At 63.4% G+C, this 22,463-nt stretch carries 26 protein-coding genes and 1 pseudogene; 7 read left to right on the top strand and 20 right to left on the bottom strand.

Annotation, left to right across the window (positions count from 1 at the left end):
- Positions 1–205 precede the first annotated feature (205 nt).
- Positions 206–3,799, bottom strand: a complete 3,594-nt coding sequence (locus ABID37_RS09760) for a glycosyltransferase (protein WP_354194091.1) — start codon at positions 3,797–3,799, stop codon at positions 206–208.
- A gap of 340 nt (positions 3,800–4,139) precedes the next feature.
- Between ABID37_RS09760 and ABID37_RS09765 the strand changes: the two genes are divergently transcribed.
- Together ABID37_RS09765 and ABID37_RS09770 are read left to right on the top strand one after the other, a co-directional pair.
- Positions 4,140–4,418 (top strand): NAD-dependent epimerase/dehydratase family protein, encoded by a 279-nt coding sequence (locus ABID37_RS09765; protein ID WP_354194093.1) that lies wholly within the window; start codon positions 4,140–4,142, stop codon positions 4,416–4,418.
- Between the two features lie 376 nt (positions 4,419–4,794).
- A complete protein-coding gene (locus ABID37_RS09770) occupies positions 4,795–5,586 on the top strand; it encodes a methyltransferase domain-containing protein (protein WP_354194095.1) in 792 nt (263 codons plus the stop codon).
- 334 nt (positions 5,587–5,920) lie between these two features.
- Here the strand turns inward: ABID37_RS09770 and ABID37_RS09775 are convergent, their stop codons facing one another.
- The 5 genes from ABID37_RS09775 to ABID37_RS09795 form a co-directional block, all read right to left on the bottom strand.
- Entirely contained in the window at positions 5,921–6,211 is a 291-nt protein-coding gene (locus ABID37_RS09775; protein WP_354194097.1) for a hypothetical protein, read from the bottom strand.
- Between the two features lie 142 nt (positions 6,212–6,353).
- On the bottom strand, positions 6,354–6,713 hold the full coding sequence (locus ABID37_RS09780; protein ID WP_354194099.1) for a helix-turn-helix domain-containing protein: 360 nt from the start codon (positions 6,711–6,713) through the stop codon (positions 6,354–6,356).
- A gap of 2 nt (positions 6,714–6,715) precedes the next feature.
- Positions 6,716–10,672, bottom strand: coding sequence for a baseplate multidomain protein megatron (locus ABID37_RS09785; RefSeq protein ID WP_354194101.1), 3,957 nt, complete (start codon positions 10,670–10,672; stop codon positions 6,716–6,718).
- Positions 10,673–10,675: 3 nt separating this feature from the next.
- Positions 10,676–11,140 carry an NlpC/P60 family protein gene (locus ABID37_RS09790; protein WP_354194103.1) on the bottom strand — a complete coding sequence of 155 codons (465 nt, stop codon included), beginning with the start codon at positions 11,138–11,140 and terminating at the stop codon, positions 10,676–10,678.
- A complete protein-coding gene (locus ABID37_RS09795; RefSeq protein ID WP_354194105.1) occupies positions 11,137–12,021 on the bottom strand; it encodes a phage/gene transfer agent baseplate hub protein in 885 nt (294 codons plus the stop codon). The genes ABID37_RS09790 and ABID37_RS09795 overlap by 4 nt, the downstream gene beginning before the upstream one ends.
- A 69-nt stretch (positions 12,022–12,090) precedes the next feature.
- On the opposite strand from ABID37_RS09795, the gene ABID37_RS09800 reads away from it, so the two are divergent.
- Both ABID37_RS09800 and ABID37_RS09805 read left to right on the top strand, forming a co-directional pair.
- The gene (locus ABID37_RS09800) at positions 12,091–12,372 is read left to right on the top strand and encodes a type II toxin-antitoxin system TacA family antitoxin (protein WP_354194107.1); all 282 of its coding nucleotides are present in this window, start codon (positions 12,091–12,093) and stop codon (positions 12,370–12,372) included.
- Positions 12,369–12,877 (top strand): annotated as a pseudogene (locus tag ABID37_RS09805) (GNAT family N-acetyltransferase). Before ABID37_RS09800 ends, ABID37_RS09805 begins: the two are co-directional and overlap by 4 nt.
- Positions 12,878–12,919: 42 nt before the next feature.
- Here the strand turns inward: ABID37_RS09805 and ABID37_RS09810 are convergent.
- The 5 genes from ABID37_RS09810 to ABID37_RS09830 all read right to left on the bottom strand — a co-directional run bounded on the left by ABID37_RS09810 (position 12,920) and on the right by ABID37_RS09830 (position 17,429).
- Positions 12,920–13,444 carry a 3TM-type holin gene (locus ABID37_RS09810; RefSeq protein WP_354194109.1) on the bottom strand — a complete coding sequence of 175 codons (525 nt, stop codon included), beginning with the start codon at positions 13,442–13,444 and terminating at the stop codon, positions 12,920–12,922.
- On the bottom strand, positions 13,441–14,190 hold the full coding sequence (locus ABID37_RS09815) for a glycoside hydrolase family 108 protein (RefSeq protein WP_354194111.1): 750 nt from the start codon (positions 14,188–14,190) through the stop codon (positions 13,441–13,443). Before ABID37_RS09815 ends, ABID37_RS09810 begins: the two co-directional genes overlap by 4 nt.
- Positions 14,191–14,318: 128 nt before the next feature.
- The gene (locus ABID37_RS09820) at positions 14,319–14,666 is read right to left on the bottom strand and encodes a hypothetical protein (protein WP_354194113.1); all 348 of its coding nucleotides are present in this window, start codon (positions 14,664–14,666) and stop codon (positions 14,319–14,321) included.
- Positions 14,663–15,289 carry a phage distal tail protein, Rcc01695 family gene (locus tag ABID37_RS09825; RefSeq protein ID WP_354194115.1) on the bottom strand — a complete coding sequence of 209 codons (627 nt, stop codon included), beginning with the start codon at positions 15,287–15,289 and terminating at the stop codon, positions 14,663–14,665. Before ABID37_RS09825 ends, ABID37_RS09820 begins: the two co-directional genes overlap by 4 nt.
- A gap of 13 nt (positions 15,290–15,302) precedes the next feature.
- Positions 15,303–17,429 (bottom strand): tape measure protein, encoded by a 2,127-nt coding sequence (locus tag ABID37_RS09830; protein ID WP_354194117.1) that lies wholly within the window; start codon positions 17,427–17,429, stop codon positions 15,303–15,305.
- 66 nt (positions 17,430–17,495) lie between these two features.
- Here ABID37_RS09830 and ABID37_RS09835 point away from each other — a divergent pair, with 66 nt between their 5' ends.
- Both ABID37_RS09835 and ABID37_RS09840 read left to right on the top strand, forming a co-directional pair.
- A complete protein-coding gene (locus ABID37_RS09835) occupies positions 17,496–17,714 on the top strand; it encodes an AbrB/MazE/SpoVT family DNA-binding domain-containing protein (RefSeq protein ID WP_354194119.1) in 219 nt (72 codons plus the stop codon).
- Positions 17,714–18,094 carry a type II toxin-antitoxin system VapC family toxin gene (locus tag ABID37_RS09840; RefSeq protein WP_354194121.1) on the top strand — a complete coding sequence of 127 codons (381 nt, stop codon included), beginning with the start codon at positions 17,714–17,716 and terminating at the stop codon, positions 18,092–18,094. Before ABID37_RS09835 ends, ABID37_RS09840 begins: the two co-directional genes overlap by 1 nt.
- An 11-nt stretch (positions 18,095–18,105) precedes the next feature.
- Here ABID37_RS09840 and ABID37_RS09845 read toward each other — a convergent pair whose 3' ends face one another.
- Genes ABID37_RS09845 through ABID37_RS09870 form a run of 6 tightly spaced genes read right to left on the bottom strand, consistent with a single transcriptional unit; the run spans position 18,106 to position 20,812 of the window.
- A complete protein-coding gene (locus ABID37_RS09845; RefSeq protein ID WP_354194123.1) occupies positions 18,106–18,294 on the bottom strand; it encodes a DUF7697 family protein in 189 nt (62 codons plus the stop codon).
- A 50-nt stretch (positions 18,295–18,344) separates the two neighbouring features.
- Positions 18,345–18,782, bottom strand: coding sequence for a phage-derived protein YdaY family protein (locus tag ABID37_RS09850; protein WP_354194125.1), 438 nt, complete (start codon positions 18,780–18,782; stop codon positions 18,345–18,347).
- 2 nt (positions 18,783–18,784) lie between these two features.
- Positions 18,785–19,729, bottom strand: coding sequence for a phage tail tube protein (locus ABID37_RS09855; protein WP_354194127.1), 945 nt, complete (start codon positions 19,727–19,729; stop codon positions 18,785–18,787).
- A gap of 29 nt (positions 19,730–19,758) precedes the next feature.
- Positions 19,759–20,178, bottom strand: a complete 420-nt coding sequence (locus ABID37_RS09860) for a hypothetical protein (RefSeq protein WP_354194129.1) — start codon at positions 20,176–20,178, stop codon at positions 19,759–19,761.
- Positions 20,179–20,210: 32 nt separating this feature from the next.
- Positions 20,211–20,555 carry a type II toxin-antitoxin system RelE/ParE family toxin gene (locus ABID37_RS09865; protein WP_354194131.1) on the bottom strand — a complete coding sequence of 115 codons (345 nt, stop codon included), beginning with the start codon at positions 20,553–20,555 and terminating at the stop codon, positions 20,211–20,213.
- A 5-nt stretch (positions 20,556–20,560) separates the two neighbouring features.
- Positions 20,561–20,812, bottom strand: a complete 252-nt coding sequence (locus ABID37_RS09870) for a type II toxin-antitoxin system ParD family antitoxin (protein WP_354194133.1) — start codon at positions 20,810–20,812, stop codon at positions 20,561–20,563.
- 132 nt (positions 20,813–20,944) lie between these two features.
- On the opposite strand from ABID37_RS09870, the gene ABID37_RS09875 reads away from it, so the two are divergent.
- Positions 20,945–21,106, top strand: coding sequence for a hypothetical protein (locus ABID37_RS09875; protein ID WP_354194135.1), 162 nt, complete (start codon positions 20,945–20,947; stop codon positions 21,104–21,106).
- A 3-nt stretch (positions 21,107–21,109) separates the two neighbouring features.
- Here ABID37_RS09875 and ABID37_RS09880 read toward each other — a convergent pair whose 3' ends face one another.
- Genes ABID37_RS09880 through ABID37_RS09890 form a run of 3 tightly spaced genes read right to left on the bottom strand, consistent with a single transcriptional unit; the run spans position 21,110 to position 22,406 of the window.
- Positions 21,110–21,763 (bottom strand): DUF6441 family protein, encoded by a 654-nt coding sequence (locus ABID37_RS09880; RefSeq protein WP_354194137.1) that lies wholly within the window; start codon positions 21,761–21,763, stop codon positions 21,110–21,112.
- Entirely contained in the window at positions 21,760–22,071 is a 312-nt protein-coding gene (locus tag ABID37_RS09885) for a head-tail joining protein (RefSeq protein WP_354194139.1), read from the bottom strand. Before ABID37_RS09885 ends, ABID37_RS09880 begins: the two co-directional genes overlap by 4 nt.
- Positions 22,071–22,406, bottom strand: coding sequence for a DUF2190 family protein (locus tag ABID37_RS09890; protein ID WP_354194141.1), 336 nt, complete (start codon positions 22,404–22,406; stop codon positions 22,071–22,073). The genes ABID37_RS09885 and ABID37_RS09890 overlap by 1 nt, the downstream gene beginning before the upstream one ends.
- Positions 22,407–22,463 lie beyond the last annotated feature (57 nt).

The following is a 22,463-nucleotide window of genomic DNA, read 5'->3' on the forward strand; positions in this document are numbered from 1 at the left end:
TCGAGACCTATCGCGAATAATGTAGGCAGCGTCAGGAAAGGTCATAGCATGCATGTCGACTTGGGGCCGTTGCTTGGCGGGTCGTTCCACATATGACAATGGATTCGACGTAGCCGACGCTGGATCGCGCTTCTTGTGTCATCTGACGCGCCTTTGGCTGGTAGGGGGCTGCTTCCTCGGCTTGAGCCGAGGAACGCCGTGTCGCTTAACGCAGGGCGGCGCAGATTTCGCGCACCCGGGCACCGAAGCTGTGCTGCTGGGTGATCCAGTCCGCGATCTCTTCCCTCTCTGCCTGGCTGCGACGCGTCTTCGCCGCTTCAATCCCAGCTCGCAGCGATGCACCATCCTCAAGGATGGTGCAGGCGGCCCGCACTTCCTCCGGCATCGCGGCCACGCTGTCGGTCAGAAGCGGTGCACCGGTCGCCAGCACGTCGAAGATCCTGTTCGAAACAAAGCCATAGCTTCGCATCGAGTCCCAATGATCGTTGAGAACGACGCCGGCAGCAGCGTAGTAGGCGGGTAGCCTGATATTTGCTACGTTCTCAGCCCTTATCCAGTCGGAAGGGGCCAGTCCCTCCCACATCTCGCCGTAGATATCGAGCGGCACCTCCTCCGCGATCGCCTTAGCAATAGTGCTGCGCAGAATCTTGCGAGAGTTTCCTACATAGAGCCGCTCATGACGCGGCGCTCCAATACGGGCGTCGAGATTGAATCGCTCTGTCTCGGTGCATTGCAGGAGTGGGCGGATGGTGGGCTTCAGTCCGCGATTACCCAGTTCCCTTGCCCAGTGGTCCGAGGCGACGAAAACACTGTCATAGCCGTCGATCTCTTCTTCGGTGACTTTGTCAGGATGGCTGATCATCCACATCAGGCGGGGTCCAGTGCTGCCCGCCGGGGGAGTTGGGAACATTGAAAGGCCGCGGAGCACCAAATCCGCTTCACCCTTCGCGGCTGGGTCCGACCAACTTTCAAGGAAGTCGATCCGTGTCTCAAGGCCGAGACGGGCTGACGACTTGGCGAGTGCAACGGCAAAATGATAGTCCCCCCAGCGGTCTTTCAGCTGCGGACGTGGGCAAGGAATTCGAAGCCGAAGCGCGGTGACACCCACCGCTAATGCCGGCGCCGGCGGGCGGGGATATACCAACCTCGGGATTTGCGTCGCGAGGCCCATTTTCGCAAGTTGCATGGAACTCGGCGCATAGCTCTCGACGACCACGCCATCGGCGTCGTAATGCGCTTTATCATCACCTATGATTTTGCCACTCCAGCGTTCGGCGAAGATGGCGCGGTTTACCGGGATGGCCTTGCCACGGCCCTCGGATTTGCCCTCGTGGTGAATGACAACGGAGTCCGTCGCGCAGGTGAAGACCGGCTTGCCCTGACCGATTCGCAGGCATAGGTCGACATCCTCCTGCCCGTTGACGAAGAGTGGGTCGAAGCCACAGGCTTCGACGAAGTCGCTGGCGCGCAGCGCGATGCAGGCCGCGGTCAGCGCTTTGAACCAGCGCCGGCGCCCGGTCAGCGGATCATCACTCGGACGACCAGTGTAAAGACCGTAGGCAAAGGGTGAGTGATCACTGAATATCAACCCGATGGACTGCACTGTCCCATCCGGGAAGACGAGCTTTGGCTGCACAGCCCGGATCTCTTCTCGTTCGAGCGGGGCCAGCAAGGAGCGCAGCCATTCCGGCGTCACTTCAGTATCATTGTTCAAGAACACGACCTTCTCGCCCCGACTCATCGCAAAGCCGAGGTTGTTCCCAAGAGAGAAGTTCATGTTTTCGGGGTTGAGTAGCAGTTTTATCCGCGGCTCGCGCTCCGCCCAGTCACGCAGCAGGTCAACCGTCTGCGCGTTGCTGCCATTATCGACGACGACGACCTCAAACGGCAGGCCTGCCTCATGTCGAAAGATCGAGGTCAGGCATTTATCGGTGAGTTCTGGGTTATTATAGACGCAGATAATCACTGACACGAGTTCGGGGTCGCGCGCACCCACCGAACTGCGCAGCCCAGCCCAGTCTATCATGTGCTTGTTTCGCACAACGAACAGATACGATATATGCTCCGTGACCGATATCCGTTGGGCATTGTGGGAATTGTCGTAGTCAGCTCCAATCGAATTGCAGAGCGCGGGTGGGTGCACAGCGCAATAGCGGATGATCAGGTCCCAGTCGACCATTCGGCGCAGCGTCTCGTCGAAACCACCCAACTCCTCAAAGACGTGTCGGCGATGGGCGAAGACGTTAAGGTCGATGTAGTTGGCGAGTTTCAGCCGCGGTAAGTCGAAGGCGACCCAAAGCGTATCCGCGACTTCGGGATTGTCGAAGCCGCTGTGGAGTCTGCGCACGGCCGAATAGCAGCACGATGCTCCGGAGCGGAGCATTTCGAGCAACGTGATCTCAAGATAATCCGGACGCCAGCGATTGTCGTCGTCCAGATAGGCAATGATGTCGCCCTGAGCCGTTTTGAGGCCAGTGTTACGGGCTGCGCAGACGCCGCGTCCTTCGGTGTGAAGCAAGCGTATCCGCGGATCGGTCCAGCGTTCGGGGATTGCCTCTACTGTGCCGTCGCTTGATCCGTCGTCGACGATGATGAGTTCCCAATTGCCGTAGTTCTGTGCGAGAACCGAGAGGATCGCATGTTCAATGACATGCAGGCGGTTCTTCGTTGGCATAATGATTGAGACGAGCGGTGGATCAGCCGCCAAACGTGCGACCGTCCCCCGCAGCGTGGCCTTCCAGGCTTCGGATGCTTCTGGCGAGAATTTGGGATCGACCGGCACCAGGCGTGCCGGGGGGGGGGCGACAGCAGCAAGCGTGGTCGCGGCGGAAGGACGGAACTGACCTTTCGGGTCGAGAAGTCCGAACATCGTGCGATATTCGCGCTTAGCGATCGACGCGGTTAGACGGTCGCGCTGTTCGTCTGACAGCATGAACAGGTGCTTGACTGCGAATTTCGCCAGATTTCGGCGAAGCGCAGACTGCATAGGTTTGCGTAAGAGCTTCTGGGCCCGGCGCAGTCCGTCCGCCAATTCGGCGATAGAGCGGTCCTTGTTGCGGAGTTCTCCCTCTTTGATCGAGAGCTTGTCGGCAAAGATCGCGTCGCGCTTGGCCATGACGGAAATGACACGATCGGGCAACGCCTGGATTTCGCGTGGCATAGGTGCGGCAGGGGAGTCTGGTAGAAGTGCGTCGGAACCGAGTCCGGCGACTTGTGCCAATAGCGCCGTGATCTGCTGTTCCAAGAAGAACCTTTCACCGGCGAGGGTAAAGAAGCTTGTAACGAGCTCTCGTCCCATGGTGGTGGTAAGCAGGTCCACGAGCTCTGCGATCTCGTCGGTAAATTCGTCTCCGAAGAAGAGCACACCCAGCCCGTGCTGGTAGGGGAAGTTGACCGCGGGGAACTGTTTGACAAGTTCCTCCCAGTAGCGGAATACACCGAAACCGCGGTTGCGGACCTCGGTATCGTGGAAGAGCACGATGGCGCGTCGCGAAAGCTTCGGTATCCAGCTTTCGAAGTCCTCCTTCACGTCTTCGTAGAAATGCCGCCCGTCCACATGAAGCAGATCGACCGAACCGTCCTCAATATCGTTGAGCGCCTCGGCGAAGGTCTTGCGCAGAAGAGTGCTGAAACTGTAGTGCACATTTTCTTGGGTGACGCGATCGTAGACCTCTTCGCCGTAAAGGCCTGCGTGCTCGTCACCCTGCCAAGTGTCGACGGCAAAGCATTCCGTCTGCAATCCAGCTGCGGCTACGGCTTCGCAGAACGCGAAATAGGAAAAGCCGTAGTGTGTGCCCAACTCTACAATCCGCCGCGGGCGTGCGGCCCGTACCAGCCACTGTGCAAAGGGCCCGTGTCTGAGCCAGGCAGAGGCCGGCGGGATGAACGAAGGGTAGCTGGCAGGATGGCCGAGAAAAGGTAATGTCATTTTGATCAAGTCAGATTGGACGCAGCAAAGGCATATATCCGCAACAATCAAGTCGGGTGCCCGTTGGGTGATCTACTCCGACAAGTATTCGGAGGCAAGCCTGTTGCCCAGGGGAATCGGGTGAGTTCATTTTGCGATGAGGCTTGCGAGGAAGTCATCATCCCAGGCCGCAAGTTTTCGTCTGAGAGTCTGATGGTCAGTTCCGGAAAGAATGGATAGGGCCGCGCGTCCCAGGTCTAGGCGGCGCATTCCGGCACATGGACCATGCGACCGCCAAAAACAGAAGATTGAAATTTGGGGCGACGGCAGCGTTGCGCGCGATTATCTCTACGTTGAGGACCTCGCGAAGCTTTGTGTCGTGGCAGCAGTCTCTTGCGACAGTTCGACGCGCAGCACAGGGTCAAGCATCACCTCCATCTGCTTGCTGATCGCCGCGACGAAGGCGTCGTCATCCTGCAGATGGGGAATGATCAGCCCACCACTGCTTTGATCAGCCCCTACAGACGGGTCCGGTTGGAATGTTAGGCGTCGTACGTAGATTACCGAATCGGCCGGTTCGCCAGAGGTCGGCGAACCGGCCGCATATTGATAAACCGTCGGCGCAGTTATCTACGTACGACGCCTTAGTGCATTGACGGGCGCGTCGCCAGTGCGGCCGGCGCGCGGTTGCCATACCGACTATCAAGTCTGGCGCGCCGGCCCTACGGCCATGGGCATGACCGCGCCGGTCGATCTTGTCCGCCTTGCGATTATGACTATGCTGCCGGCGCGGTTGCTCCAATGGCCGCTCGGGCCGGCGCACCGCTTCCCACTCCCCTAGTGCCGAGCGCCGGCCCGATTAACTCGCGAGAACCCAAGGCCACGCCATGCGCGTCAGAACATCATCCTGTAATCTATGCGGTTCCAGCCATTGGCAGGACCAAGGGTCGAGAGCGGGAGTGCGATGTGCCAATTGCAATTCGTTGGAGCGCACCAGGATTATCAAGCTGCTTCTTGACCATCACAAACTCCTCCGGCCAGGGATGAAAATCCTGCACTTCGCGCCCGAGAAAGGCTTGGCAACCTTATTTGCCGAACTTACCCCAGAGGGGTACGATCCTGTCGACCTCGCGCCAGACGGATACCGGTTTCTAAAAGTTCGTCAGTTTGACGTGGTTACCGATATGGAGACTTTGGCAACCGGCACTTATGATCTCATCCTACATTCACATATTGTTGAGCACCTGCCGATCAGTTTAGCGCACTTCTTTTTTCATGTATTTCGCGCGCTTAAGGAAGACGGCGTTCATGTATTTGCCGCCCCTCTCATGCCGGGTCACTATGATGAGTATCTCGGCCCTCTTTCAAAGGAGGATGCAACGAAACGGTTTGGTCAGTGGGATCATGTGAGATGGTTGGGCGTCGAAGATTTTGATCGGCACCTCGGCGCATTGATGCGCCTAGAGAAAGATTTCGACCTCACCAAAATCTTCTCAAAACGAGAACTACGCGCCTGTAATATTCCCGCTTCACAACAGATGGGTCTGCACGGAAGCACGGTGTTCATGACCACCAAGAATGATTATAGACTAGCGGGCGACTATGAGATGCCGCACACGCCATCACCAGACCCAATCAGAGAATCCCGAAAGCGCCGCAAGTTCCTGCGATGGTGGTGATCGCGGCGGCTCAAACGCTTGCTTCGCCTGACACGCTACCTGGCGGGACGAGTGAGGTGGGAGATAGCGAACTCCCCGCAAAGGGGCGCTCGAACCGACCTGATGACGATGGCGAAGCTGAATAAACGGGCCGACGCCTGTCACTTGGGGGTGAGGGGAGCGCCGGCCCATGCGGCCACAGGTCATAGCCGCGCCGGCAGAATAGCTGATTTCGCAAATTGGACAAGATGGCCGACGCGCCGGAAAAGGCAGTGGCGCGCCGGCCCTGCATCCCTTTGCGGTTCTAAAGGACGCATCCTTCCCTATCGTTGGTAGACCCGCATGACAATGCGTTTCAGGCAGCCAGCGCCTTGCCCTGGATGATTGCGTCCAGAACCGCTGCGAGGAATGTCTGGCCCTCTCCCTCGATGATGGTGTCATCTGGCGCGTACAGCTTGGCAACGAATTTGCCGATCGGTTGGTCGATGCCATCGCCAATAGCCCAGCCAGGAAAGACAGCCGCAAACAGCACCAGGGCGGAGTGGAGGTTGCCGTCGAGCGCTTCGTCAAGCAGCGTTTGGATGTCCGCCCTGGGGTTGTCCAAGGAGCCGACGATGTGTTGCAGTTTATGCCGGACGTCATCCATGCAGCACATCCCTTGACAAGTAGCTTAACCAACGAAACTGGCGTGACAATCCCGAAGGGACGCCGAAATCACGAACGTGTCAACCGGCGCGGCGACCGATACAACGTCTGCCACCTTGCACCAGCCTCTTCCGAGGAATTCCTCATGCCACCCTTCGGCGGCAGCGTCCGCGTTGCCATTCGGCGATCGCGGCTTCGAGATTGGTGACGAACGCGTCGAAGGCCGGATCATCACGCTGGTCCTCGATCAGGGCGCAGGCATGGATGACCGTGGCGCGATCGCGCCCGAACAGACGGCCGATATCGGTCAAGGTGATAGAAAGGCAGACCCGGGCCAGATAGATCGCCAGCTGGCGCGACCGGCTGGCCTTGGCGCTGACGCGTGTGGGGGCGGTGATCTGGGCGACGGAGATGCCGGTTTCGTTGGCGACCAGCGCCAGCACAAAGGCCCAGTCGAGGACCTTGTCGCGCGCGTCAAGGTCCACCACGATCGTGTCGTTCATGTTCACAAACCTTGGATGGAGGAGATGGCCTCGGCCGGTGTGCCTCGGCCATGGGACGGCGCGGTCTGGAACACCCGCCAGGTGAAGGGGCCGGCAAGGGGGGTGCCATAATCTGCCAGCTGCTCGGCCGCGGTGTAGAGGGCGGAGGGTGAGCCGGTGGTCATGGTGCGAACCACTGTCGCCCCATCGAGCAGTTCGATGTCGTAGGCTTCGACCTCTTCGCCGAGGGGAACTTCGGCCACCCAGCTGTCGCCACTGACGCGAGTGCGCCTGATCCAGGACAGCAGGATGTCGCCGGAGGAGGGGTTGCGGACCGCCTTGAGGTGGACCGGGGAGAGGGGCCGCAGACCCATGCCTTGCGGGGCGAAGGTGGTTGCGACATAGGTGTCATCGGATTGCGGGCGGGCAGCCGGGCCGATGCGCCAGTTGAAGGGCAGGCCGAGATCGGCCTGGCCGACTGGCAAGGCCGCAAGGGCATCGTCGAGGACGACGATGCGCGATCCGGCAGGTGCCGGACTGGCCATCGCCCATTCGGTGCCGCGCTGGCCGCGCAAGAGCCGCGTCAGCCGATAGCGGCCGGGCGCGATCAGTTCGGCCGATCCGGCCTGCAGGATTTCCCAGACGTTGGGTGCGCTTTCCACGGCAATCGCGTTGGCGCCACCGAACAGCGCCATGTCGGTGACGCTTTCAAGCCGGCCGAAGGCGAGATCGACGATCAGCACATTGCCATGGTCGAAGCGCGCGGCCGGCCCGGACCAGAGATCGTTGACCAGCGTGCCGATGCGGGCGCGGGTGCCGAAACTGGTGACGAGTTCGAAGCCGTCATTTTCCGGGCTGCGGAACACCGCCATCTGACCCGGCCATGGCACCGCATGGGCGGCGATCAGCGGATGGTGCGGGATGTGGGTTTCCGTCAGTTGCGGCAGGTCGAGGATCACCACCTCCGGCGCACCGAAGGCGACGATCTTCGATGGTGTCGCCGGTCGTGCCGCGCCGGGTGGCAGGTCATAGTCCTGCCGGTCCTGACGGATCGCCTCGATGGACCGGGCTTCGGCATCGGCGACGGACACGAGGCGGAAATCGAGCTGGCGACCGTCATGGTCGAGCCGGATCACATCGGCCGGATCGAGCGCCAGAAGCGATGGCGGCAGGCGGAAGACGGCGCTCTCGCGTCCGGTCCAGGCTTCCATCAGCGCGCGACGGCAGCGGCGTTCGGCTTCTTCGGGCGGTACGGCAAAGGGGAAGGTTTCGGAAGAAATGCGGGATGCCTCGACGGTGATGCGGCGGGCTTCCACCACGGCAGCATCGTAATCCTCGTCGGCGCGCGCCACCTGCCATTTGAGCGCCTGCGGCAGTTCGGTCTCCTGGCCACGGGTGAGTTCCAGCACTTCGTCCCGACCGGGCGCAACCATGGCGTCGGCTGAAATGCTGGCGATGCTCGCACGCCCGCGCATGACGAAGCGGATTTTCCCCTCGCTCTCGACGGCATCGAAGCCGAAGTGACGGGCGAGGTTGGAGATGGAGGCACGCGGGGATTCCAGCGCGCCGATGACGTAGCCCTCAAGCGCACCCCACAGGCCGGAGACATCGATGCGGGATTCCGGCAGACCGGCACGCAGGCACAGATGCCGCACCAGCGCTGCCAGCGACACGGCGCCGAGCCGTCCGCTCAGCCAATGGCCGAGCCGCCAGTTCGGGCCGTCGGTCCAGACATTGGTCAGCTCCGGAAAGAATGGATAAGGTCGCGCGTCCCAGGTCCAGGCGGCGCATTCCGGCACATGGACCATGCGACCGCCATAAACAGAAGAGGTCGGATTGTTCGCGGGCGTGCCCCACCACAGCCAGGTGGCTTCCAGATACGCCCGCTGGATGGCATCGTCGCGCCAGCCGCGCGAGAAGTAGGGTACAGAACTTTCGGACGCTTTCGGGTCGACGAAGACATTGGGCTGGTTGGTGCCGCGATCGATGGCCGGACAGCCGAGCTCGGTGAACCAGATCGGCTTCGACTGCGGCACCCATGGCGTGGCGGTTCCGCTTTCCACCCCGCCGGGGCGATCAAAATGCAGGTTCGACCACCAGGAACGCAGATCCTTGGTCCGGAACACCCATGGCTTGCCGTAAGCGCCATCGGTGATCGGGGTGCGGGTCTGGTTGATCCGGTCGGCTTCGGAGGCGTAGAACCAGTCAAAGCCTTCACCGCCGGCGATATTGGTCTGCAGATAGGCGCGGTCATGGATGGCGGGCCAGCCGGCCTGTGCGTCGAGATGGTCGAACCCGTCGCGCCAGTCGGAGAGCGGCATATAGTTGTCGATGCCGATGAAGTCGATATTGGCGTCGGCCCAGAGCGGATCGAGGTGGAAGAAGACATCGCCGCTTCCGTCGCTTGGCTGATGCCCGAAATACTCGCTCCAGTCAGCGGCGTAGCCGATCTTGGTGTGCGGCCCAAGGATTGCGCGGACAGCAGCGGCCAGGCTCTTGAGGGCAGCCACGGTCGGAAACGTCGACGCACCGGAGCGGATGGTGGTGAGTCCACGCAGTTCCGAGCCGATGATGAAGGCGTCGACACCCCCGGCGGCCTGGCACAGATGGGCGTAATGCAGCACCATGCGCCGAAAGCCCCAATCGCCGGCCGGCCCCGTCCAGCTGACGGTTTCTCCGGAGACGGCAAAGTTGGTTGGCGTGGCGGCGCCGAAGAAACTCGCGACCTGCGAGGCAGCAGCGCCGGTCTTGTCGACGCTGCCGGCATGACCGGCTGCCGGCGAACAGGTGATGCGACCACGCCACGGAAAGGCGGGCTGGCCCACAGCGCCGGCATTGCCGCTGTAGGGATTGGGCAGAGAATTGCCGGGCGGCACGTCCATCAGGATGAAGGGTGAGAACGTGACACGCAGACCGCGCGCCTTCATCTCGCGGATCGCCTGCACCACCGCGAAATCGGCCGGCGTGCCGCCATAGACGGGCCTATCTTCCGCATCACGGCTGACGAGATGGGCATTGGCGCGGGCAACGCCATTGACGGACCAAGTCCTCGGACTGGTGGCTTTCGTGGGGACCTCGACGCCCGGCCTGATCGTGCAGTTGCCGGCACGCAGATCATTGCCGAACCAGGCGACCACGAGGCTGACGCTCTCGACCTTTGGCGCCATGGCCTGCAACCGGTCGAGCGCCACCACCATGTCGGTGCTGTCGGAACTTGCGTTGAGGTTTTCCGGCACCTGCGCGCCCCCGCCGCCCTTGCGGATCGCCTGCGTTGCATAGATGAATTCGCCCGAGGCCGGGATCATGGTGACGGCCTGCGTCAGCCCTTCCGCCGTGTCGGGCAGGTCAAGCGGTCGGAATACCTCGAAGGAAAGCTGCGGCAGACGATTGCCATAGTCACCAAGCGGCAGTTCCTCGAACACCACATAGGCGGTGCCGCGATACGATGGCGTGTTGGCGGCGCCCATCCTGGCAGCGATGAAGGGATCGGCGCTCTGGTTCTCGTCGCCGGGATACCAGCGCCAGGTGATGCCGGCGGTGTCGAGCAACTTGCCGTCGGCCCAGATGCGGCCGATGCCGGTGATCGGCCCCTCGCACAAGGCAACCGCGAAGCTGGCGTAATAGAGATATTCCGTCGTCCTGACCTTGCCGCCACCGCCACCCTTGCCGCCGCCCTGCGTCGTGGTCTTGGTCTCCTCGCGGAAATCGGTCGCCCAGATGATGTTGCCGCCGATGCGCATGCGGCCGTAGAGCCGCGGGATGACGGCGCCCTCCGTCGAGGAGGTGATGCGCAGACTATCGAGCCGCGGTCCCTCGATGCGCTGGGTCGGCGCCAGAGAAGAAATGATCCAGCTGTCGACCACCGAGCCCACGGTCGAGCCGATGAAGCCGCCGATGGTGGCCGCACTGACGCCAAGGATCGTGCCGCCGATCGAGCCGCCAATGGCGGCACCGGCAACGCCCAGAACAAGTGTGGCCATGGATCAGGGTTTCTTCTTCTTGCGCCCGAATTGGGCAGGTTGCGGAAACAGGAAGGCGAAGGCGATGCGCCGCCGCCAGGGCAGGGTGAGCGGTTCCTCGATGACGCCGAGCCGCTCGTAGGCGTGGATGAAGGTGCCGGTCTCGGTCAGGATGCCGACATGCTTGGCGATGGCGCGGCGTTCCATGCGGAAGATCAGCAGTGCGCCGGGACCGGCATCATCCGGTGCGATCTCGATCATGGCGCCGCGTGCGCCTTCGGCCAGCACTTCGCGCGGACCGGTTTCGCCCCAGTCGCGGCTGTAGGGCGGGATGACAAACGGCTCGTCGCCCACCACCGCGCGCCAGACCCCACGGGCGAGGCCAAGGCAATCACAGCCGACACCCATGAGACTTGCCTGGTCGTGATAGGGTGTGCCGAGCCAGGCGCGCGCGGCGGCAATGACCTTTTGGGGAGCGGCCGGCGTCACAGCACCGCTCCGTCATGGCCACCATCGCGTGTCGCATAGCGCAGCACGGCATCCTGGCCGGGGATATGCGGAAAGCCGCGGAAATTGGCGACATTGGCAAATTTCGCCGCGCAGGTGGCGAGCCGCTTGTCGCAGCCGGCATGGATGACGAAAGCGTCCGTTTCGGCAACCGGCCGTACCGGCGCCTCGAGCAGCGTCAGGATGGCGATGCCGTCCGTCAGATCATGGGACAGAACTTCAGCCCGGCGTCCCGCATTGGCGCCGCTGGTCCAGGTCATCGTGCCGAAGCCAAACCAGCCCGCGGCAAAACTCCCGAGGCCCGACGCCGTGAAGGCGCGGTCGCGCAGCAGATCGATCACCGCACCATTGCCCTTGAAGGCCGGCGCATCGAGATTGACCAGGCAGCGGGTATCGCCAAGCTCGGCATCGCAGGTCGCCTGGAACATGCGACCGACCGTCTGGCCGAGCACATGCGACTGGCTGCGCATTTCGGCGATGAAGGCCAGCCGGCCGCGCCGGATCTGGCCGATGGCGCCACGGCGCAGCAGAACGCGCTGTGCGGTATCGGTCCAGTTGACCCGCCAGACCTCGACTTCGGCGTTGTCCCAGCGGCCATCGAGAATGTCGGTTTCTGTGATGCGGTCGGACGACAGCACGCCCTGCGCATCCTGTGCGTCGACGGAGAGGTCGGAGCCTGAGCGCACTTCGGACGCCGTCAGCCCGCTCTCCGGCTCGAACGTGGTGCCGTCAAAGGCAAGCGTGCGGTCATGATCGGTGAAGCCAAAGACGACGCCATCGGCACGAGTGATGCGCCAGCACCAGCAAAGCGTCGTCGTGCCCTCGTCGAGATGGGCCTGCATTTCTGGGGAAAGGGATTTCATGAGCGGGGTGCCCTCATCTTGAAGCGTAAAGCATCTGTCTTTACATTGACCGCAAGTCAGGAGGTTTCGATGGCCGCGCCCGCGCAGACACGACGCACACTCATCAACTTGCGGGTGGCGCCACAGGACCGGGACCTGATCGACCGGGCGGCGGCGGCGCTTGGCAAGAACCGGTCGGAATTCATGATGGATGCAAGCCGACAGGCCGCCGAGGACGCGCTTCTCGACCGTAACCTGCTTCACCTCGACGCTCGGGCATTCGGCGCGTTCCTGGCGGCACTCGATGCGCCGCCTGCGCCCAACGAGGCGCTGCGCCGCCTGATGACAACGCCCGCGCCTTGGGACAAATGACCACGCCGCCTCTGCGCTCGCCGGAACTCCTGAACGACAGCCACCAGATCGACAGTTTCGATTCCGGTCACCGACGCTCGATGTCTGGTTGCGGCGCCGGGCGCATGCCAACCAGATCTCGGGGGCCTCACGCTGTTATGTGTTGTGTCGCGGCGACCGCGTCGTGGGCTATTACGCGCTTGCGGCCGGATCGATAGCCCATGCAATGCCGTCGCGCCGGCATCGGCAGAACATGCCCGATCCCGTGCCGGTCATCGTTCTGGGGCGCCTGGCGGTCGCTCGCTCGGAACAGGGAAACGGGCTCGGCCGGGCGCTCCTGCGCGATGCGCTCTTGCGGATATCTGCGGCGGCGGACGCGGTCGGCATTGCCGCCGTTCTGGTTCATGCGCTGGATGAGCGGGCCAAGGCCTTTTATCTGAACTGTGGCTTCGCCATCTCGCCGATCGACCCGCTGACACTGATCGCCCGCATTCATGACATCCGCGCCGCAATGGGCGAGCGGTGATGCGCGCGGTGGCAAGCGCACGTTATTCTCACTCACCATCGATCACGAGCGCGCCGTCCATTTGGTGAGTGCATCCTTGAGCGTGTGGCCGCCCATATAGAGGCCCATGAACCAGGCGGTCAGCGTCATCATGGTGGGCAGATCAACGGCCGCTGCGATGTCGGAGCCGAGGGCGGCATCGGCGATCGGCACTAGCACCAACCGGAACAGGAAGAGGAAACCAAGGAACCACATCCACGCCGGCCGCCAGGCCCATGTCCACCAGCTTTCGCTCTTGTCCATCTCGGCCAGCATCAGCCGGTTGGCCTCGCGCTGCTGCTCGACCCATGCGGCGACAAGCCGGGGCGTTTCCGCCTCGGTGGCGGCCACAGCGGCTTCCAGATCCTTGGCGGGTAGAGATGGAAGGGCCTCTGGCGTGACACCAGCCTTGCCGGCAATAGCGTCGATGACCATGCCGCCGATTTCGCCGACCGAACCGCCGAGATGCTTTTCCAGCAGTTGCTTGACGATTGGCGCGCCGACTTTGGTCGCAGCCTCGATCAGGATGGAAGCAAGAATGGTGTTCATGACACGACCCTTTCCGCCTCGGCGGCATAGGCCGAAGCACGCTGGCGGTGGATGATGGCGCGGATGATCAGCACGGCCGCGACAACCGCCCCGGCCGCCAGCAGGCCGCCCAGCACCCAGCCGGCGATCTGGTCGGCATGCTGCGGATTGATGAGCGCATCGCCGCCGCCGGCCGTCGTCGCCGTACCAGCTGTGCCGGCGCCAACGGTCTGCTTATTTGATCTGGAGCTGGCGGCCGTCGCCTCCTTCTCCAGTTGCTCGCGGGTCGGCGCGGAATCAACCGATCTGGCGAGCGCCCACGCGACGCCCCTGGCCTCGATCTCGGCGACACGCCGTGACCAGCCTCGGCCGAAAGTGTTCCAGATGGCGAGCGAGCGCATGAAGCCGAGACGCCTGGCGCACAGCTTCTTGACCGTCTCGTGATCGGGACCGCCGATCGACGCCGTCAGCCATTGTTTCGCGCGTGCCGGGCCGGAGTTGACGCCAGCATCGAAGGTGGCGAGATCGACACCGGCGGCAAGCCGGTCGCCATTGACCGGTTCCCAGTAGCCGGCGCGGTAGATGGCATCGACGTCCTTTGCCGGAATGTTGCGCAGCTGGGTTTTGGTGGCGCCCGGCCTGTAGCGGCGATAGGTGGCGAGCGTGATGCCCTTCATGGTGGCGCCGCCGGGATCTGAAGCGTGATCCGACCAGCCGCCCTCATGGCCCAGCGTCACCGCCAGGCAGTTCTCGAAATTGCCCTGCATGGGATTACCTCAAGAGTAAGAAAATCAGGATGAGGAACGCGACCACGGTCCCGACACGCAGACGGTGAACGAAGGTCTCGCGCGGATCTGGACTGTCGCGACGGAACTGGCGGGCAAGGCGCAACAACTCACGCATCGTGATCGCCTCCCTTGTTCTTCATGCGTGCCAGCGTCACCTCGAGAAAGGCGGGCCCGAAGACACCGACCAGATAGGCGGCGGACCCTGCCGCACCGCCGGCCGGGATGGCTTCGGTCGGCAGGCCGAGCCATCTGGTGACCAGCGCCATGGAAAAACTGCCCATGCCGGCGGCGATGATGCCGCCGAGCAGGATGTGGCGCAGCGCATCGCGCAGATGCATCTTGGTGGTCAGCGCATTGGTGGCGCCGCCGAGCGCGCCCCAGGCGGCGAGGATGACCGCCGTCGAGGCGCCAAGGTCGCGCAGCACGCCAGCGATGAAGCCGGGTTCATCGTTCATCTTCGGATCTCCACGAGAGGAATGGAGGTGATCGAGCCGAGCCGCTCGACATCGAGGGTGATGTCGAGCAGGTCGGTGTCGAAGCGGACGGCCACGTCGAATTCGAAGCCGGCGGTGACGGCCACGCTCACACCGGGTGCCGTATTGAAGGTGACGAGCCCGGTTGCGGTATCGACCGTCCAGCCGGAGAGATTCGGCGTGCCGGCGAGGGCGATCCTGACGCTGCCGGCAACAGGTTTCGTGATCGTGCGTGTCCAGGACTGCGCACCCGAGCTGTAGCGCTTGACCAGCTGGAACACTTCTGTGCTCCCATCACCGGTACCGATCAGCTGATCGGTGGCAGCGGGTGCTGCCGATGGCAGGCAAGACTTGTAATCGGCCCAGTCCTTGAACCGGAAACCATGCAGCCGTCCGTTGCGCGCCTCGAAGAAGGCGACGACCGCCGCCAGGTCGTCGGCGCGGCGGATGCCATAGGCGACGTCATAGCGGCGACGCGAGTTCGCCCAGCTGGCATTGCGCTCCTCGTCGCCCGAGGCCAGTTCAACGATCTGGGTGCGCCGTTCCGGTCCGCCGCGTGCGCCGCGCGAGATATCGTCCGGAAACCGGACCTCATGGAAAGCCATGTTCTTGACTCCCTCAGAGACCGCGCCGGCCGAGCGAGACCGCACGGGCAATGTCGGCGGCAACCTGTGTGCGCGATTGCCGGAAGCTTTCGGCATCGCGGGTCATGATGGTGATGTTGACGGCTGGCGCGGTTGAACCCCGTGCCGCAGCGGCGGCTTCACGACGGGAGAGCACCCGCTCGCCACGCTGCAGGATCGCTGGCACTTCGTCCGGCCTGAGGCCGGCCCAGCCACCCGAATGCATGCGCGGTGCTGCGGCAAAGGCCATGGCCGGCACCATGCGACCGGGGCCGGATGCGCCAACCACGCCGCCGGCATGCAGGATATTGGCGAACAGCCCGCCCGCATTGCCGAGGACGCCAGACAGCGCATTGGCAATCGGCCCGAGGATGAAGCGCCGGGCAGCCAGTTTGGCCAGATCGGCAATCAGCGAGGTGACCAGGTCGCCGAACTTCAGCTTGCCGGTCTTGACGAACTCGCCGATGGCGTTCTCGGCGCCCTGAAACGCAGTAACCAGCGCATTGCCGACATCGGCGCCGATGTCGCGTGCCTTGGCAGCATAATCGGTCAGGCTCTTGATCACCGCATCCCAGCCGGTGACCGCTTCATCGGATGCATCCTTGTTGGCCTTGCCGGCCTTTTTTGCCGCAGCCGCCGAACTATCAAGTGCGGTGGTTACGCGGCCGGCTGCTGCGGCATCGTCGAGCGATGCGGCGCTGTCCGCCCCCTTGATGGCGTCACCCAGCGCTTGCGCGGCAGGGCCGACACCATCGAAGGCATGGGCGCGCGTGTCCTGCGCACGCTGGCGGTAGCGGTCTGCCATCACGCCGGCATTGCTGACGGCATGATCGAGCATCGAGGCGTAAGACTGTGCCCCGAACCAGTCGATCCGAGTATCTGCGCCGAGCGTCTCGGCGACAGTGTTGAAGGTCGGACCGATCGTGGCGAGAAAGTCGGCCCATTTGTTCGAGAGGAACGCCATCAGCTTGAGCCAGAGCTGCTCGACGTTGGCCTTGATCGAACGGAAATCGTCAACGAATGAGGAAGCAACCGTCTTGATACCGTCCCAGACGGCGCTGGCCAGATTACCCATAAGCTCGAGCGCGCGGCCGAAGCCGCCAGCGCCCTTCACCAGCTGACCGAACCAGTAGATCAGTTCCCCGGCACCAACGATCAGCGCGCCGATGCCGGTGCGGATGATGGCGCCGCGCAGCAGCGCCAGCGCGCCCGACAGGCTGAACGTGGCGATGCGCGCCGCAACGAAGGCCGCAACCCAACGTCCGGCCATGAAGCCGGCAAAGGCAACACCGATGGCGGCAAGGTGTTCGAGATTGTCGGCCAGCAGGATGATCGCGCCCGCCACCATGGACGACGCGCCCGCCATCGTGTCCCAGGAACCGACCAGTTGCAGGGCGGCGTTGGAAAGCAGCGTGAAGGCATCGCCGATGGTGGCCGGCATGCTGTCGGCTTCCTGGCGCAGGCGCTCGAGATTACCGACCAGGGCGCGACGGATCACATCGCCGGTGATCGTGCCTTCGGCTCCGAGGCTACGGAGCTGATTGACATTGACACCGAGTTCCGCCGCCAGCAGTTCGGCGACACGGCCGCCGCTGGCGATTACGGTGTTGAGGTTGTCGCCTGACAGTTTGCCCAGCGCCATGGCCTTCGACAGCGCGTTCTGTACCGATGCCGCGCGTTCGCCCTTGGCGCCAGACACCACCATGGCGTTGTTGAGCGCCTCGGTGAATTCGAAGCTCTCCTTCGTGGAGAGACCAAGCTCCCGGAGCGCCGTGGCATTGGCAAGCCAGGACTCGGTGGTCTGCTCGATCCCCGAATAGGTGCGCCGCGCCATCGCAGCGAGCCGCTCCATGACGGCTGCGCCCTTTTCTTGGGAACCAGTGGCGAGATCGACCCGCGAGCGCAGGTCCGTCCAGGTATTGGTATAGGTGACGAGTTGCTGGACGCTGATCGCCGCGCCGAGCACGCCGATGACGCGGCGGACGACCTTGCCGGTGATGTCGGCCTGTTTCTCGATGCGCTTGAAGCTGGCCTCACCAGCCTCGCCAACACCCTGGAACTCGGACCTGACCAGCCGCCCGCCCTCGGCGACGAGCCGGACGGAGACGCGCTTTTCTGCCATAGTTAGGAGGATCCTTGAAGAAGGAGCAGTTTTGTCTTACGTTTCGCCTATCGATCAAGTTGGAGTATGACGATGAACGAAACTGCGACGCTGTCGTCGAAATTCCAGATCTCGATTCCCAAGGCTATCCGCGCAGCCCAGCATTGGGAGGCGGGCCTGACCTTTGCATTCATTCCCAAGGGAACGGGTGTCCTTCTGGTCCCCGTGCCCAAGCGCGAGACGTTGGCCGGCATTGCCAAGGGCGCATCACCCAGTGACTACCGCGACCGGACGGATCGTACTTGATGCGCCTTGTCGACACCTCTGCCTGGATTGAATGGCTGATTGGTTCACCGACCGGTGAACTCGTCGCTCAGCATCTACCCGAGCAATCCGACTGGCTGGTGCCGACCATGGTGCAACTCGAACTTGCAAAATGGCTGGTGCGCGAGGCAGGCGAGGACAAGGCCGATCAGGTGATTGCCTTCACCCAACTCTGCCATATCGTGCCACTCGATACTGAAATTGCACTGGCGGCGGCTGAGGCGTGCCGGGCGCACAAGCTGGCAACAGCCGATGCCATCATGTTTTCTACCGCCCGTATGCACAATGCCGATCTCATCACCTGCGATGCGCATTTCGACGGATTGCCGGGGGTGACACTGGTTGAGAAGATCAAGCCCTGAACCTCGTCGGATTAGCCGCGTTCGGCCGCCATCTGCTCGTTGAGCTTGCGCACCATCACCGCCTCGATCTCGGGTAGGCACTCTGCGACAATGAGCGGATCCACACCGAGCGCTCGCGCCATGGCGAGAGTAGCACCCATGTCCCAGCCGATGATGACGCTGGCGCCCATGCCGCCGGCCACGCGCAACTGTCCGGTCAAGCGCAGGACGAGGTCCCAGACCTGCCAACCTTCCGGAGTTTCCGGATGGTTCAGCCGCGCCGGGCAGTCCGGGCACGTGATTTGACAGGCCGCGCAGTAGCTTTCGCCCCCGCCGAAGTGCCATTCGGCGAGGGCGATGAGACGTTTTTTTCCGCTTCCAGCATCAGATGCGGCGCAAGACACCGGGTCTGGAACACCTCGAACACCGGCCAGATGTCGAGCAACGCGTCGATACCATCAGGAGTGACCGCCACCGGCTTGCCGGTCACGTCGCCAACGCCCTCCCAATCCGTCACGACGCGCCGGGCGACAGCCTTGGCCATGACCACGGCCATCTGCTCCTGGCTGGCGTCCTTGGGCAGTGCCTCGACGGCCGGATCGTTGCGGGCGGCGACCATGATGGCCGTGGTGACCGGCAGGACATGCAGACGCAGTCCGGATCCCAGATCGAGCCAGCGCGGTTTGGTGGAAAGGTCGAGACGGATCATGGTCAGTAGTCCTCCAAATCATTGACGAGAACGGCGGTGCACATGCGTCCGAGCGTGGCGTCGCGAGCGGCCTGCCAGTCGAACGAGGCCTGCACCCCTTGCGGTCCGGAAATCTCGATGCGCGGCCGTGGCAGGTAGACGGCATGCGCCGTGAAGGTGAGGCTTTCGCCGGAGATGAGCGTCCAGGAGAATTCCAGCTCACAGGGCGTGCCGCTGATCGCCTGGCTGACGAGGGTGCTGTCGGCAAAGCGCACTTCGGTGCGGCCGGTGAGCGCGGCGATTGACGGATCGGCGCCGTCGATCATGCCGTCGGCACGGATGGTCTCGATGCGGTCGAGATTGTTGGCATAGGTGATCTCGGTCGAAATGACATTGCCGAGCGCCGTACCGTTGCGTTTGATCGCGCCGTTGAAGTGCCCGAAGCGGATCAGGTCCAGTTCGGCCGGTGTGCCGGCCTGTGATGTGGTGCTCACGGTCTCGCCCTGTGCCACCAGCCGCGCGGTCGCGGTCAAAAGGCCCGAGCGCTGCATCTGCCAGCTGAGCTGGTCTAGCATCACGCCGGAATACATCGCGTAGCGTGGCACCTCCGGCATTCCGGTCTCGATCGCCATCGACGGCAGCGTCCAGGACCCCGACTGGAATGTGTGGGTGAAGGGGCCGGGCGCCGTGCCCGTCGTGGTTGGCGCACCGAACGCTGCTTTCAGCCAGAAGCCGAAAGCAGCGGCGTCGATCGGGACGACCACATCGCCATCGGCCGTCACCGCATCCTTGACCGGCGCCAGCGGATCGCGGCCGTAACCGAGAAGTTCGGAATTGAGCAGCGGCTGCTCGGACCCTAGTGTCGTGCTGGCAAAGGGCATGCGGGTGAAGCCGCTGGCGGGCGGCGTACCATAGGTTGTCTCGAAGGCGCGCGCCATCCGCGCTCGCGCCCCTTGGGCTCGTGCCATGATCTTGTCCTTGTCAGATGTTGTTGGGTTCAGCCGAGCGGGTCGGCCGTGGAATAGTGCAGGACGACCGGAATGACGGCCGCCTTCAGGCTGGCCGCGCCGTCCACCGGCAGATCGACCGGCTGCGGCGCTTCCGCCTCGACCCAGTCGCAGAGACCGCCGAGCGTCCGGTCAGCGGCGAGTGCTGCGCCGATGTTGGCGCAGAGCGAGTCGAAGGCCGTATCCCGGCTCGCCCCCTGCACGATGACCTCGATTTCGGCACGGTGCTGGTAGTGATACCGCAAGGGCGAGAGCGTCACCTCGGGGTCGCCCGGCTCGCCATCCCGCAAGATCAGCAGCCCTGCGGCCGGCACGCGCTCAGGCAGCACGTCGCCGCGCAAGACGGTGGCGGACAGTGCCGAAAGCCGCGTGTGCAACGCGGCGAGAATGGTTTCGCGGGTGGTGGGCATGACGATCCCGGTTCGCCGGGACCATCCCGGCTTCAGTGATCCCTGTCGGGTTTCGGTTCGCCAAGAGCGGCCAGCCGTCGCGGCAGGTCCGAGCGGGCGTGCAGGAAGTCGATGATGATCACCTGCTCGGCATCCTCGACGAAGACAACGAAGTGCTGTCCGGCGCGCGCAAAGCGCAGATCCTCGGGCAGGTCCGGATCAATGAGGCGACGGCAGTCCTGTGACATCGCCGTGCCGGCGGAAATCGCAATGCACCGGGCAATCAGGTCGTCTTCATAGGCGGCGGCCTGGCGCGGACCGAAGGTCTCGTGCGTCCAGCGGGCAATTTCCACCAGCGAGGCTTCCGCCTGCCGCGTCAGGCGCCAGGGTCTTGGCATCAGGACTACGAACGGGCTACTGCAAACGCACGACGGATTGCGTCTTCACCACTCCCTTCGGCAAGATCGCCACGCCGGGCCTGTTCAAGCCCGGTCGTCAACCGATCACGCAACGCGCCAAGTTCGGTTTCCTCACGCTCGAGCAGGCGCAGCCCGGCACGCAGGGCTTCCGAGGCGTTCTGGTAGCGCCCTGACGCGACCAGCTGGTCGACCAGAGCAGACTGGGTATCGGTCAGAACGACGTTGCGGGTGACCATGCGAGTCTCCATCGAGTGCTGTGGCAATATATGCCAATGCCGCAAAGATGTCGACTTCGGAACAAAAGGTTGGTTTGTAGAGGCCTGCCGCAACGCCATATCAGCATGGCGCCGACGGAAAGGATGATGCTCATGGGTCGCAGCCTTCAGGACAAGCTCGCTACGCTCGATCCCGGCCGCCGGGCTCGGATTGAAGCTGAGACTGACCGCTTGCAGGAAGAGTACCTGAACACGCAGCAACCGCCCAAGCGACAGCGCGAGGAGCGTGACGACACGGATTCCGAAAAAGGATGATCTTTACCGGGTTTCCTCCCAGTTCGCGACGATCATCCCCGGCAAGGCACTCTCGACGGCACGGGCATCGCGCACCAGACCGAGGCGTTTGGGCAGTTTCACTTGCGGCACCAGCAGGAAGATCACCGCCGTGGCGCGCCCCTTCAGCCGGCTGGAGATGCGGCCGTCCTTGTGGCGGGTGATGTTTTCGCGCACACGGCCGGACTTGCTGACGCGCACATTGTCGGCGACCAGCAGGCTCGGACCGCTGCGGCGATAGACGAAGCGCAGGCGCATGCCGGTGCGACGCTCCCATTCGCCGGTACTGATGCGGCCGCCCCGTATGGATCTTCCAGCTTCGGGCATCGGGATCGCCAGCCAGAAGCCGTCCTTCGAGCGGATCAGCGGACCGGTGTCATGCGCGCCGACGATCACCGGTGCTTTGGACCACACCAGCGCGGCGGCATTAAGGCTCGGCCTGCCTTTCGGATATTGTTCCGAGCGGATGGTGCGGGCGAGCCTTGTCCCGAGCCCCGCGCCGGTGATTTGTGCGCGCCAAGCGGATTTCAGGCCGGTTCCGGCATCGCGCATCGCCGTGGTGACGGCCTTTTCGCCGGCCTTCACCTCCGCCTCCATGATCCGGGCGATATCGCCGATGATGTTGACACCAAGCTTCATGCTGGCCTCAGATCGACGGTCCAGACGAGGCGTTCCCGATCACGCACCGGCTCGCCCTGGATGAGGAAGGCATCACCATCAATCGCGATCTGGTCGCCGGGGCGCGGTGCTGACACTTCAGCCACGCGCAGGTCAATGCGGGTGGTTTCCGACCAGAGCCGCGCTTCACCGAAGCCGGTGATCTCGTCGGCGCGCCGGGCAATGACGCGCACCGGCACGGGCGTACCGCCGTCGGGCGTATAGACAGCATCCTTGCCGATATTCGGATCGGCGAAGAGCGCGCCCACGGCGGCGGCGAAGGCGCTCATCAGAACGAGGCGTTCAGCCGCACGCGGCCGATCGTATCGCCTGCGCCGCCGGCAACTGCCGCGATGGCCACGCCGATCAGCGTGTTGGAGGTCGTGGTCTTGGTCGCTTCCTTGGCGGTATTGTCCCAATAGACCTTGTCACCGGCAGCCCATGCCTGGCTGGCGACCTTCTTCAGATCGAACACGCCGACAAGCGCGGTTTCGACAGGATCGCCACTGGCGGCGGTGCCTGCGGCGATTCCGAAGATGGCGCCGACGAGCAGGCCATCGCCGGAGGCAACGGCATAGGGGGCGGTCAGGGTGATGGTGTTTCCGGGCTGGACGTAGTTTTTCATCGCGAGGGTCCTTTCGGAAAAGCGAAGGGCGGCCCGTCAGGACCGCCCGCGTGTCAG

This window comes from Aquamicrobium terrae, assembly GCF_040545735.1.
GTDB lineage: Bacteria > Pseudomonadota > Alphaproteobacteria > Rhizobiales > Rhizobiaceae > Mesorhizobium > Mesorhizobium terrae_A.

What these genes read in the sequence shown, in the direction of transcription:
- ABID37_RS09765 (WP_354194093.1), top strand. Translation starts at nt 4,140, where the DNA reads ATGGATAGGGCCGCGCGTCCCAGGTCTAGGCGGCGCATTCCGGCACAT.
- ABID37_RS09770 (WP_354194095.1), top strand. Translation starts at nt 4,795, where the DNA reads ATGCGCGTCAGAACATCATCCTGTAATCTATGCGGTTCCAGCCATTGG.
- ABID37_RS09775 (WP_354194097.1), bottom strand. Translation starts at nt 6,211, where the DNA reads ATGGATGACGTCCGGCATAAACTGCAACACATCGTCGGCTCCTTGGAC.
- ABID37_RS09780 (WP_354194099.1), bottom strand. Translation starts at nt 6,713, where the DNA reads ATGAACGACACGATCGTGGTGGACCTTGACGCGCGCGACAAGGTCCTC.
- ABID37_RS09785 (WP_354194101.1), bottom strand. Translation starts at nt 10,672, where the DNA reads ATGGCCACACTTGTTCTGGGCGTTGCCGGTGCCGCCATTGGCGGCTCG.
- ABID37_RS09795 (WP_354194105.1), bottom strand. Translation starts at nt 12,021, where the DNA reads ATGAAATCCCTTTCCCCAGAAATGCAGGCCCATCTCGACGAGGGCACG.
- ABID37_RS09800 (WP_354194107.1), top strand. Translation starts at nt 12,091, where the DNA reads ATGGCCGCGCCCGCGCAGACACGACGCACACTCATCAACTTGCGGGTG.
- ABID37_RS09810 (WP_354194109.1), bottom strand. Translation starts at nt 13,444, where the DNA reads ATGAACACCATTCTTGCTTCCATCCTGATCGAGGCTGCGACCAAAGTC.
- ABID37_RS09815 (WP_354194111.1), bottom strand. Translation starts at nt 14,190, where the DNA reads ATGCAGGGCAATTTCGAGAACTGCCTGGCGGTGACGCTGGGCCATGAG.
- ABID37_RS09820 (WP_354194113.1), bottom strand. Translation starts at nt 14,666, where the DNA reads ATGAACGATGAACCCGGCTTCATCGCTGGCGTGCTGCGCGACCTTGGC.
- ABID37_RS09825 (WP_354194115.1), bottom strand. Translation starts at nt 15,289, where the DNA reads ATGGCTTTCCATGAGGTCCGGTTTCCGGACGATATCTCGCGCGGCGCA.
- ABID37_RS09830 (WP_354194117.1), bottom strand. Translation starts at nt 17,429, where the DNA reads ATGGCAGAAAAGCGCGTCTCCGTCCGGCTCGTCGCCGAGGGCGGGCGG.
- ABID37_RS09835 (WP_354194119.1), top strand. Translation starts at nt 17,496, where the DNA reads ATGACGATGAACGAAACTGCGACGCTGTCGTCGAAATTCCAGATCTCG.
- ABID37_RS09840 (WP_354194121.1), top strand. Translation starts at nt 17,714, where the DNA reads ATGCGCCTTGTCGACACCTCTGCCTGGATTGAATGGCTGATTGGTTCA.
- ABID37_RS09850 (WP_354194125.1), bottom strand. Translation starts at nt 18,782, where the DNA reads ATGATCCGTCTCGACCTTTCCACCAAACCGCGCTGGCTCGATCTGGGA.
- ABID37_RS09855 (WP_354194127.1), bottom strand. Translation starts at nt 19,729, where the DNA reads ATGGCACGAGCCCAAGGGGCGCGAGCGCGGATGGCGCGCGCCTTCGAG.
- ABID37_RS09860 (WP_354194129.1), bottom strand. Translation starts at nt 20,178, where the DNA reads ATGCCCACCACCCGCGAAACCATTCTCGCCGCGTTGCACACGCGGCTT.
- ABID37_RS09865 (WP_354194131.1), bottom strand. Translation starts at nt 20,555, where the DNA reads ATGCCAAGACCCTGGCGCCTGACGCGGCAGGCGGAAGCCTCGCTGGTG.
- ABID37_RS09870 (WP_354194133.1), bottom strand. Translation starts at nt 20,812, where the DNA reads ATGGTCACCCGCAACGTCGTTCTGACCGATACCCAGTCTGCTCTGGTC.
- ABID37_RS09875 (WP_354194135.1), top strand. Translation starts at nt 20,945, where the DNA reads ATGGGTCGCAGCCTTCAGGACAAGCTCGCTACGCTCGATCCCGGCCGC.
- ABID37_RS09880 (WP_354194137.1), bottom strand. Translation starts at nt 21,763, where the DNA reads ATGAAGCTTGGTGTCAACATCATCGGCGATATCGCCCGGATCATGGAG.
- ABID37_RS09885 (WP_354194139.1), bottom strand. Translation starts at nt 22,071, where the DNA reads ATGAGCGCCTTCGCCGCCGCCGTGGGCGCGCTCTTCGCCGATCCGAAT.
- ABID37_RS09890 (WP_354194141.1), bottom strand. Translation starts at nt 22,406, where the DNA reads ATGAAAAACTACGTCCAGCCCGGAAACACCATCACCCTGACCGCCCCC.